This is a genomic window from Burkholderia sp. HAN2018, assembly GCF_024704855.1.
GTDB lineage: Bacteria > Pseudomonadota > Gammaproteobacteria > Burkholderiales > Burkholderiaceae > Burkholderia > Burkholderia cepacia.
In genome coordinates this window covers 1-10,674 of record NZ_QOBB01000232.1, presented here as the reverse complement: position 1 = coordinate 10,674, position 10,674 = coordinate 1, and the positions used below count along the sequence as shown (strand labels likewise).

Annotated in this window: 8 protein-coding genes; 4 read left to right on the top strand and 4 right to left on the bottom strand. The window is 68.4% G+C overall.

The genetic code is table 11. From position 1 onward, the window contains the following. Window positions 1–1,021, top strand: a 1,021-nt coding sequence (locus tag DPV74_RS34305) for a cytochrome P450 (RefSeq protein ID WP_162923216.1), incomplete at its 5' end; no start/stop codon positions are given. 15 nt (window positions 1,022–1,036) lie between these two features. Here DPV74_RS34305 and DPV74_RS34300 read toward each other — a convergent pair. Together DPV74_RS34300 and DPV74_RS34295 are read right to left on the bottom strand one after the other, a co-directional pair. After that, window positions 1,037–1,363 carry a superinfection immunity protein gene (locus DPV74_RS34300; protein WP_011354384.1) on the bottom strand — a complete coding sequence of 109 codons (327 nt, stop codon included), beginning with the start codon at window positions 1,361–1,363 and terminating at the stop codon, window positions 1,037–1,039. A gap of 101 nt (window positions 1,364–1,464) precedes the next feature. After that, a complete protein-coding gene (locus tag DPV74_RS34295) occupies window positions 1,465–1,884 on the bottom strand; it encodes a rhodanese-like domain-containing protein (RefSeq protein ID WP_119338806.1) in 420 nt (139 codons plus the stop codon). Window positions 1,885–1,995: 111 nt separating this feature from the next. Between DPV74_RS34295 and ftrA the strand changes: the two genes are divergently transcribed. Both ftrA and DPV74_RS34285 read left to right on the top strand, forming a co-directional pair. Continuing rightward, window positions 1,996–2,970, top strand: a complete 975-nt coding sequence (gene ftrA, locus DPV74_RS34290; RefSeq protein WP_059488315.1) for a transcriptional regulator FtrA — start codon at window positions 1,996–1,998, stop codon at window positions 2,968–2,970. Between the two features lie 88 nt (window positions 2,971–3,058). Beyond that, complete coding sequence (locus DPV74_RS34285; RefSeq protein ID WP_119338805.1) at window positions 3,059–5,485, top strand: DKNYY domain-containing protein; 2,427 nt, start codon at window positions 3,059–3,061, stop codon at window positions 5,483–5,485. 199 nt (window positions 5,486–5,684) lie between these two features. Here the strand turns inward: DPV74_RS34285 and DPV74_RS34280 are convergent, their stop codons facing one another. Both DPV74_RS34280 and adiC read right to left on the bottom strand, forming a co-directional pair. Next, window positions 5,685–8,024 carry an Orn/Lys/Arg decarboxylase N-terminal domain-containing protein gene (locus tag DPV74_RS34280; RefSeq protein WP_060086242.1) on the bottom strand — a complete coding sequence of 780 codons (2,340 nt, stop codon included), beginning with the start codon at window positions 8,022–8,024 and terminating at the stop codon, window positions 5,685–5,687. Between the two features lie 3 nt (window positions 8,025–8,027). After that, on the bottom strand, window positions 8,028–9,560 hold the full coding sequence (gene adiC, locus DPV74_RS34275) for an arginine/agmatine antiporter (RefSeq protein ID WP_034195968.1): 1,533 nt from the start codon (window positions 9,558–9,560) through the stop codon (window positions 8,028–8,030). Between the two features lie 432 nt (window positions 9,561–9,992). Between adiC and DPV74_RS34270 the strand changes: the two genes are divergently transcribed. After that, window positions 9,993–10,674 (top strand): nitronate monooxygenase family protein (locus tag DPV74_RS34270; RefSeq protein WP_162923215.1); only part of this gene is annotated, 682 nt, incomplete at its 3' end.

Sequence of the window (10,674 nt, the reverse complement as noted above, 5' to 3'; positions counted from 1 at the left end):
CGTGCCGCCCGCGTTGCGCGGCACGACAGCCGGCGCGCTGTTCGGCGAGCTGGTGCGCATGAACGACGGCGCGTTGCGACACGACGTGCCGAAGCAGGCGCTGCGCGCGGCGTTCGCGCCGATCGACACGGCTGCGTTGCGCGACCGTGCCATGCAGCTCGCCGCGCGGCGCCTGCCGCCGCCGGGCGATGCCGGCGCGCTGAACACGTGGTGCATGACGGTGCCTGTCTGCGCGGTCGCGGATCTGCTGGGCTTCGACGAGACGCAGCTCGACGCGATCGCGGCGCAGGTGGTCGACTTCGTCGCGGCGCTGTCGCCGCTGTCCGATGCCGAGGCGCTGGCCCGCGCGAGCGACGCCGCGCGACAGTTGCTCGACCGGATGACGGTGCGCGTCGCGCAGACGCGTGCGCACGACGGCACGCTCGTCGCCGCCGTGCAGCAGGCGGCCCGTGCGGCGGGCTGGCAGGCAAGCGGCGCGCTGGTCGCGAACCTCGTCGGGCTGCTGTCGCAGACGTGCGAGGCGACCGCCGCCTGGCTCGGCAATGCGCTGGTGGCGTGGAACGGGGGCGCGGAATCGGGCTTGGAAGCGGGCATAGAAGCGGGCGCGAGCGCCGCGCGCGTCGTGCCGGACGATGCCGCGTTCGACGCGTTCGTTGCCGAAGTCGGGCGCTTCGATTCACCGGTGCAGAACACGCGCCGCTTCGTCGCATCGCGCACGACGATCGAAGGCGTGACCGTCGAAGCCGGCGACGCGATCCTCGTCGTGCTCGCCGCGGCGAACCGCGACCCGGCCGTGCATCGCGATCCGCACCAACTGATGCCCGGCCGCGCGGCCGGGCCGAATTTCGGTTTCGGCACGGGGCCGCACGGCTGCCCGGGCGAGCGGATCGCACGGGCGGTGACAGCGGGGGCGTTCGGGGCGTGGCTGCGTGCGGGCGGCGGGCCGCGGCACGACGGGCTGGCGTGGCATTACCGCGCGTCGACCAACGTCAGGATGCCGAAGTTCGACGCGGCAGGGTGATCGGGAAAGAGGGACTTAACGGCAGCCTTGCTTTTCCGCCCATTGCTCCTGGGCGGCGACACGGCGCTGCACGCGTTCGACGAGACCGGTTGAAAAGGTCCGCATGCTGATGCCGCGACGCTTGGCGAGGATCGTCTGCGCGACATCGGTGCGCGGGTTCGGCTGGCAGGCCCAGTACAGCGTCATCAGCCAGCCGATGCCGGTCCACCCGAACAGCGCGTTGAACATCGCGACCGTCAGCTTGTCGTGCCGGCCACGCCGGTCGGCAATGACCGCCGGCAGAAAATAGATCGCGATCGCGGCCACCGAACCGGCCACTTGAATCAGGACTGCGTTCTGCATGTTGCTGCTCCATCCGAACTGCAATGGAGCCGATTGTCGCGCTTTTTTCGATCGCGTGCAGGCCGCGCTCAGACAATTGATTGTTGCGGTTTTAATGATGATCAGCCGGCTTCGGTGTCCGCCGGCTGCATTTCGTTGCTCAGCGCGAAACCTTCGTCGCGCCAGCCCGTCACGCCGCCGATCATCAGCTTGACCGGCCGGCCGAGGTGCGCGAGCCGGATCGCCGCGCGCGCGGCGCCGTTGCAGTGCGGGCCCGCGCAGTAGACGACGAACAGCGTGCCGGCCGGATAGCCGGCGAGCTTGCTCTCGATGATCTTGCGGTGCGGCAGGTTGCGCGCGCCGGGCACGTGGCCGGCGGCGAACTGGTCGGGGCCGCGCACGTCGAGCAGCACGAAATCGGGCGCACCCGATGCGAGCGCGTCGTGCACGTCCCAGCAATCGGTCTCGAAGCGCAGCGACGCCCCGAAATGCGCGAGGGCGGCGGGGCTGTCGGCAGCGGGGACGTCGGTGACGTAGGACATGGTCGAGTTCTCCTGAAGGTTGAGCGGAACGCAGTGGAATGAAGGGCAGTATCGCGGTTCGGCGACCGTCGCGGCAGTGGCGCGATCGACAAGTTCCGGTAACATCGCGCCATGCACAATCATCTCGTCGTCGCGCTCGCCTACGATCGCCTCTGCACCTTCGAATTCGGCTGCGTGGTCGAACTGTTCGCGCTCGAACGCCCCGAGCTCGGGGTCGACTGGTATCGCTTCGCGGTCTGCGCGAGCGAGCCGGGGCCCGTGCGCGCGGCGGGCGGCATCACGGTCGCCGCGCCGTATCGGCTCGCGACGCTCGATCGCGCCGATACCATCGTGATTCCCGGCTGGCGCGATCCGGACGAACCGCCGCCGGAGCCGTTGCTGAAGAAACTGCGGGCCGCGCATCGCCGTGGCGCGCGGCTTTGCTCGATCTGCTCGGGCGTGTTCGTGCTGGCCGCGGCCGGCGTGCTCGACGGCCTCACGGTGACGACCCACTGGCGCTATGCGGAGAAACTGCAGGCGCGTTATCCCGCGCTGCGCGTGAATCCCGATGCGCTTTACGTCGACGAAGGGCAGGTCGTCACGTCGGCCGGATCGGCGGCGGGGCTCGACATGCTGCTGCATCTCGTGCGCCGCGATCACGGCGGCGCGATCGCGAACCGGGTCGCGCAGCGCCTCGTGCTGCCGCCGCATCGCGACGGCGGCCAGGCGCAGTTCGTGCCGCGCCCGGTCGCGCCGGGCGGTACCGACCGGCTCGCGAAGCTGATCGACTGGATGCGCGCGCACGCGGCCGAGCCGCACACGCTCGCGTCGCTCGCCGCGCAGGCCGCGATGAGCACGCGCACGCTGCAGCGGCAGTTCGCGGACGCGACGGGGATGTCGCCGCTCGCATGGCTGATCCGCGAACGCGTGAACGTGGCGAAGGACATGCTCGAAGCGCATCCCGCGCTGTCGCTCGCGCAGGTGGCGGCGCGTGCGGGGTTTGGTTCAGAGGAGTCGCTGCGGCGGCATTTCCGGCGTGTCGCGGCGACGAGCCCGGCCGCGTACCGGCGCGGGATGGATCGCGGCGTAAGATCGCAGGACGCTTGAGCGCCGCGCTGTTGCGCGGTGGCTTTCGTACCCGGCGGCGCACCGCCTGACCGGGGCATTCCGGACGAAAGCGCAACAAACCAACAACATGACACTCAGAGAGAACCTCGGATTCGGCTTCATGCGCGACGACGCGCACGTCTATTGCCACGATGGCCCGCTGCGGGACCGCGCCGGCAACCTCATCGAAGGCATCGCGATCGACGCCTTCCGGCCGTTGTCCCGGTATCTGGCGACGGACGGCGTGCGTGCCTATGCGTGCACTTTCACGTGGTTGCGCTTCACCGTGCTCGACGTCGACGCCGCGACGTTTCGCCTGCTGGACGAGTCGCATGCCGTCGACGCGAACCATGTCTATTTTCAGAACCGGAAACTTGCCGGCGCGTCGCCTGCGCGCTTTCGGCTGCTGAGTGAATCATGGGGGCATGACGACCGTTACCTGTATCACTACGGCAAGCGCATGCGCGGCGCGGATCCCGCGACGCTGCGTCGGGTCGGCGCGTATCTGGTCGACGCACAGCGCGTCTGGTACGGCGGGCGGGCACTGGAAGGCGCCGATGCGGCGAGCTTTGTCAGCGCGGATGAAGTGGCGCAGGATCAGGCGACCGACCGCGCGCGTCCCTACCGTTACGGCCATGCGGATGATCCCGGCCCGCGCGAGCAATGGGAACGCAACTGGTCGCCGTTCTTCGCCGCGCGTCCCGAATTGCAGGGGTACTGGTGGCATGCGCTGATCGGGCAGGCCGTGGCGGACGTATCGACGCGGGAACTCGGCGGCGGATACCGGGTGGTCGGCGATCAGGTGTACCTGCACGACCTGCCGCTGCTCGAACCGGACGCGGGGACGGTCCGATGGCTCGGCGATTCATTCATCGCGGACCGCTCGCGGCTCTATTCGTATTCGGAGTACCACAAGGGCTTTCTTCGCGGAGGGCCGCTTCCGGGCGATCCTGCGCAGTGGCGGCATCTTGGCGGGCCGTGGTATCAGGCCGGCGATCATTGCTATCGGCAGCAATGGCGTGGCCATGCAGAGGCCGCGAAGGTCGACGGCAAGACGTTCGAGATCCTGAACGATACCTATGCGAAGGATCGCAATGGCGTGCTGTGCATGCTGGTACGCAAGCGCGGCATCGATCCCGCACGAATCGAAGTCGTCGGCGACGACCATCTGCGGGAGGGGGGCCGGCTGTTCTATTTCGGCAAGGAAGTGAAGGCCAGGTTCGACGCCCCGACGGCCGAACCGGTCGGTCACGGCTTTCTGCGCGACGGGCAGGGGCGATTGCTGCACTACAACCAGCCCTATCGGCGCGGCGTCGACGGAGCGACGCTCACGTTCCTGTCCGAGTATTTCGCACGGGACCGCGCGCGGGCCTACGTCTATTGCAACGGCGCCGAACTCGTGCCGCTGCCCGGCGTCGATCCGGCCGCCTTTCATCTGGAGCAACCCGATATCGGCACGGACGGCAGTCGTCGCTACGTGTATCAGGCATGGCTGGCTGCGTGGCGCGCGCGTGACAGGTCACCGATGCCCGACTACGTGCCGCCGGACTACGTGGCGCCCGAAGCGGGAGCACGGGCCGATGCCGGACCGGCGCCCGAATCGGTGTCGGCGAACGGGTTCCGGCACGCGTCGCCCGCCGGGCCGGACGCCGCCCGCCGGGCGTGCGTGATCGAATGGGCGCGCGACGAGACGGGCGAACCGCGACTCGTCGTGGCCGGCGACGGATTCTGCGACATCTGGGATCTGGCGCAGCGGCAAGTGGTCGCGTCGTTTGCGCTGCCTCGTCCGTTCGTGCCCGACGAGACGGACGCGACGGCCATGGACCGACTGCGCAACGTGCCGGTGAGCGCGTCGGCCGATGCGTCGTTGTCGACGCTGATTGTCGCGTACTGGGACAACACGGCACTTTACCGGGTCGATGCCGCGAGCGGTGCAGCGGACGCGTGCTGGCGGGCAGACAGCCGTTATGACGATCCGGAACGGGTTCATCTGTCGCCCGACGCGCGCGAAGCGTGGGTGCGCATCCGCAACCGGCTCTATCGCGTGCCGCTCGCCGGCGACGGCACGCTCGACGTGCTCGATTACGATCTGGCCGACCAGCGTTTCCAGGACGCTCCGTTCGCGGTGAGCGCCGGCCGGCATCGCCGCGCATTCGCGCGGGACGCGGCGCTGACGGTGCGCACGGATGGCGCGACCGATTGCGACATACCCGGCGCGGACAACGGCTTTCCATGCGCGTTTTCGGACGACGGCACGCGCGTGCTGGCGCGCGACGCGAAATTCGTGTTGCGCGAGTTCGACGTCGACAGCGGCAAGCGCCTCGCGTTGCATCGTGGCGGCTGGTGCGAGCGCAAGTGGTTCAAGAGCCAGGCCGGCTGGATCGGCGGGCGCCCCGTGTTCGTCGGCCTGCCGATGGGCGGGCAGGGCGAGGCCGACATCTGGGATGTGCTCGACAACCGGCTGCTGTTTCGCATCGAGGCCGCCGCACGCGTGCCCGAGGCGGACGCGGGCTGACACCGTCGCGACGCTGCGGCCGGTCGCGGGAAGAACGCCGGACGATTCCGAAGCCGACGCGAGCGGCCGACGCGATCGCGCCGTGATACGGCGCATGCATCCTCCAACCCGACGACGACGGTGCAGCGCAGGCGGCCGGTGACCGGAGCAACCGGCCGCGTGTACTGAACGGCCGCGTGCCACCGCGGCCGGTGCAGGCTCAGCGCGGAATGGTGTCGCGCGCCTTCTGCTTGATGCACGCGATCCGGTACACGCCATCCTCGACTTCGACACCGTGCGTGTCGTGCGTGAAGCCCGGGAAGCGCAGGTCGTACTGCTCGAGCGCCTTGAGGTAGCCGAGCAGCGGGCCGTCGGCCGGCCCCGCGTTCTCGCCGGGCATCAGCAGCGGAATGCCGGGCGGATAGGGCACGACGCCCGTCGCGACGGTGCGGCCTTCCATCTCCGACAGCTCCAGCATCTCGATGTCGTTGTGCACGAGATGCTCGAACGCCTCGGCCGGGCTGTAATCGGGCTTCGGCAGCGTCGAGAAGCCGCGCGACATCATCTCGGTCGTCTTCAGGTCGCTCATCGCGCTGAACATCAGGTCGCACAGGTCGCGCAGACCGAGCTTGCCGTAGCGTTCCGGATAGCGCGCGACGAGTTCGGGCAACGCCTGTTCAAGCGACACGTTCGCATCGTAGTCGCGCTTGAAGTCGAGCAGCGTGTTGACGAGCGTGCCCCACTTGCCCTTCGTCACGCCGAGCGAGAACAGGAACAGGATCGTGAAGTCGGTCGTCTTCTCGACGACGATCCCGTGCCGGTCGAGATACGCGGTGACGACCGATGCCGGAATGCCGACCGGCATCAGCCCGCCGTGCGATGCGACGCCCGGCGTGACGATCGACACCTTGATCGGGTCGAGCATGCAGTAGTCGTCCTCGATTTCGCCGAAGCCGTGCCACGTGTCGCCCGGATGCAGTACCCAGCACGACGGGTCGGTGGCGAGCAGCGTCTCGTCCGCTTCGTGGAAGCGCACGCGGCGGCCCGTCTTGCGATCGACGACGTTGTCCGGCTGCCAGCCGTTGAAGAACCAGTCGTTGTTCTCCGCGCATTCCGCATGCAGGCGCGCAAGCATCTGGCGGAACGCGACGGCCTCGCGGATCGCGTCGGTCGTCAACGCCTCGCCGCCGGGGCCGTCCATCATCGCGGCGCTCACGTCGTTCGACGCGATGATCGCGTAGTTCGGCGACGTCGACGCATGCATCATGTACGCCTCGTTGAAGCGCGCATGCTCGATCGGGTTGCGGCCGTCGCGGACGTGGATGAACGACGCCTGCGACAGCGCCGCGAGCAGCTTGTGCGTCGATTGCGTCGCGAACACCGTCGGCTTGCTCGCGTCGTGCTGCGACGGATCGCCGTGCATCGCGTGACGGTCGCGGTAGATCGGGTTGAAGCGCGCGTAGCCGTACCACGCCTCGTCGAAGTGCAATCGGTCGACGCTCTGCCCGAGTAGTTCCTCGACGCGTGCGACGTTGTAGCAGAGGCCGTCGTACGTCGAGTTCGTGATCAGCGCATGCACGGGCGTCGGGTCGATGCCGTCGCGGCCGCGCACGAGCGGGTTCGCGTCGATCGCGAGCCGCACGGCGGCGGCCGTCAGCCGTTCAGGCATGATCGGCCCGATGATCCCGTAGTGGTTGCGCGACGGAATCAGGTAGGTCGGAATCGCGCCGGACATCGTCATCGCGTGCTCGGCCGACTTGTGGCAGTTGCGGTCGCACAGCGCGACCTGGTTGCGCGTGACGCTCGCCATCAGGATCACGCGGTTCGACATCGACGAGCCGTTCGTCACGTGATACGTGCGGTGCGCGCCGAACACGCGCGCCGCGTAGCGTTCGCTTTCGCCGATCGGGCCGGAGTGGTCGAGCAGCGAGCCGAGTTCGCCGACCGAGATCGACAGGTCCGAGCGGAACAGCGCCTCGCCGAAGAATTCGAAGTACGCGCGGCCGACCGGCGATTTCAGGAACGCGGTGCCGCCGGTGTGACCGGGTGTGTGCCACGAGTATTCGTACACGCGCGAGAATTTCGCGAGCGCGCGGAACATCGGCGGCAGCACGGTCTCGCGGTAGCGTTCGATCGCGGCGACGATCCGCCCGCCGATGAACGCGGTGGTGTCCTCCAGCATCCAGATGAAGTCGTCGGCCTTGCGCATCGCGTCGACGGGAATCGCGGATGCGCTGGCACGGCTCGCGAGCAGGAACACGGGCACGGTTGCGTTACGCGCGCGCATCGCGTCGAGCACGGCCTGCGCGGGCGCGTGGCCGGCGTCGTTGCCGAGTTCCCAGTTGAGCAGCAGGCACTGGATCGCCGGATCGGCGGCGACGACCGCGCAGGCATCGTCGGCAGACGTCGCGATCACGACGTCGACGAGCCGGGTGCGCAGTTCCTCGGCAAGCGCCGTCGCGGCGCGCCCGGTGGCCGTGCGTTCGTCGATGTCGTGCTGCACGAGCAGCGCCTTCATGCCGAGGCGGCGGAAGGCCGGTTGGGTCAAGGATGCGGTCATGTGTCATTCCCCCGTTTGCTGGGTTGCCTGGGCGCTCGCGGCAACGGCCGGCGAGCGCGCGTGAAGGGTGTCGGCCTGGTGACGGCCCACGGAAATCCAGAAGGTCGCGGCGAGCGCGGCGATGGTCACGCCGAGCGCGAGATAGCGCACCCAGCGCGGCGAGCGGCCGCCCGGATGCACGTGGGTTTCCTCGATCTCGCGCTGGCGGTTGATCGACAGCTCGTAGAAGACGATCGTCGCGACGACGAAGATCAGCGACCAGCGCGTCTGCTGGCCGTCGGAGCCGACCATCGCCCACAGCGCGTAGACGGCGCCGATCAGGCCGACGATCGTGTAGAACGTGAACTGGTGCGACGGCATCTTGCCGTAGCCGAGCACCTTGATCGCGATGCACGAATAGATGTACGGCAGCAGCGTCATGATCACGGCGATCGACGCGATCTTGCCGAACTGCTCGCTGGCGCTCGGCGACATCGTCGCGAGCACCTGCACCGACATGATCAGCGCGACGATCGCGAGGCCGGCCGACGGCACGTTCTTCGAGTTGACGCGCGCGAACACGCTGGCGAACAGGCCGTCGTCGGCCGCGGCCTTCGCGGTCTGGCCGACCAGCAGCGTCCAGCCCGCGAGCGAGCCGAGGCAGCCGAGCGCCGCGCACAGCGCGACCGCGTTCGCGGCCGTATTGCCGAGCGCGAGGCGCGCGGCATCCGCGAACGGCGCGCTCGATGCGAGCAGCGCCTTGTTCGGGATCATCCCCATGATCACGGTCGAGCTGAGCACGTAGCAGACGGCCGCGAGCACCACGCCGCCGACGGTCGCGATCGGCACGTTGCGCGACGGGTTCTCGACGACGCCGGCCGACACCGATGCGCTTTCCACGCCGATGAACGCCCACAGCGTGAAGTTCAGCGTCGCGCCGATCGCGCTGAAGCTGTTGGTGCCCGACACGTTCCAGCCGGCGAAATACACGTCCTTGCTGAACCAGAACCATCCGAACACGGCCATCCCGAGGATCGGCACGAGCGCGAAGACCGTCGTGACCGACTGCACGCGGCCGACGACGTTCGGCCCGAGGATGTTCGCGTACGTGAACAGCCAGATCACGAAGATCTGCGCGAGCGCGAACACGAGCGGGTCCTTCAGTACCGGGAAGAAATGCGTGAGGTAGCCGAGGCCGGCGACCGCGAGGCCGACGTTGCCGAGCACGTTCGCGAGCCAGTAGATCAGGTTGGTCTGGTAGCCCATGTACGGGCCGAACGACTTGCGCGCATACGCGTACGGGCCGCCGGCGGCCGGGTCGATCGCGGCGAGCTTCGCGAACACGAGCGCGAGCGACACGGCGCCGACGACGGTGATCAGCCAGCCGAAGATCGCGATGCCGCCGGTCGCGGCGAGGTTCGCGGGCAGCATGAAGACGCCGGAGCCCATCATGTTGCCCGCGACCATCAGCGTGGCGGGAATGACGCCGATTTTCGGCGCAGAAGCCGCGTCCGGCGTGGCGGCGGCGCGGGAGGAGGACGAGCTGGCATCGGACATGCGACGCTCCTTGAGAAGGCGTGTTTCGGTTGAGGTAACGCGGTGTGGCGCCGGTCGACGATTCCGGTGTGGTTCGTCGTTTTAATTGACGCGTTCATGTTATCGCTCGGGGCGATTATTAATAAGGGTAAACGCTTGTATTTAATAACTTGAATATTGATCAATGTCATTGAAGCCGGTGAAACGGTGTTTGGCTTCGGGTTCGGCGGCCCGTGTGGAAAGGCTGGAGCGTGTTTTTGCCGATTCCGGTCCGGACGGGTTGGATCGTGCCGCGGAAGCTTCGAAGAATAATCGCTTTTACTAACCGGTTAAATCAATTCGTGACGCAAATGGCGTGGTAATCGGAGTTTGAGTTTGTCGGTTATTATCGGGCGCATTAAATGCGTGCCGCCGGCGCGCGCGACCACCGCTTCTTCCCCGAGGATGATTCCGATGACGACGCTGCCTTCCCGTTTGCCGCTGATCCAGGCCCCGATGGTCGGTTCACTGAGCCCGCTCGCGATCGCCGTGTGCGAAGCCGGCGGGCTCGGCTCGCTCGCCTGCGCGGCACTGGGCCCGCAGCAATTGCGCGACGAGATCGCGGCGATCCGGGCGCGCACGCCCGCCCCGTTCAACGTGAACTTCTTCTGCCATACGCCGCCGGCGCCCGATGCCGCGGTCGACGCGCGCTGGCGCGCGGCGCTCGCGGGCTACTACGCGGAAGCCGGGCTCGATCCGGCCGACGTGAAGGGCGGCCCCGGACGCGCGCCGTTCGACGATGCGATGTGCGCGGTCGTCGAGGAGTTGCGGCCGGCCGTCGTGAGCTTTCACTTCGGGCTCCCGGACGATCCGCTGCTCGATCGCGTGCGGTGCACGGGCGCGCAGGTCGTCTCGTCCGCGACGACCGTCGAGGAAGCGCGCTGGCTGGATGCCCGCGGTGTCGACGCGATCGTCGCGCAGGGCGCGGAGGCCGGCGGCCATCGCGGCATGTTCCTGACCGACGACATCCATGCGCAGCCGGGCCTGTTCGCGTTGCTGCCGCAGATCGTCGACGCGGTGCGCGCGCCGGTGATCGCCGCCGGCGCGATCGCCGACGGGCGCGGCATCGCGGCCGCGTTCGCGCTCGGTGCGCGCG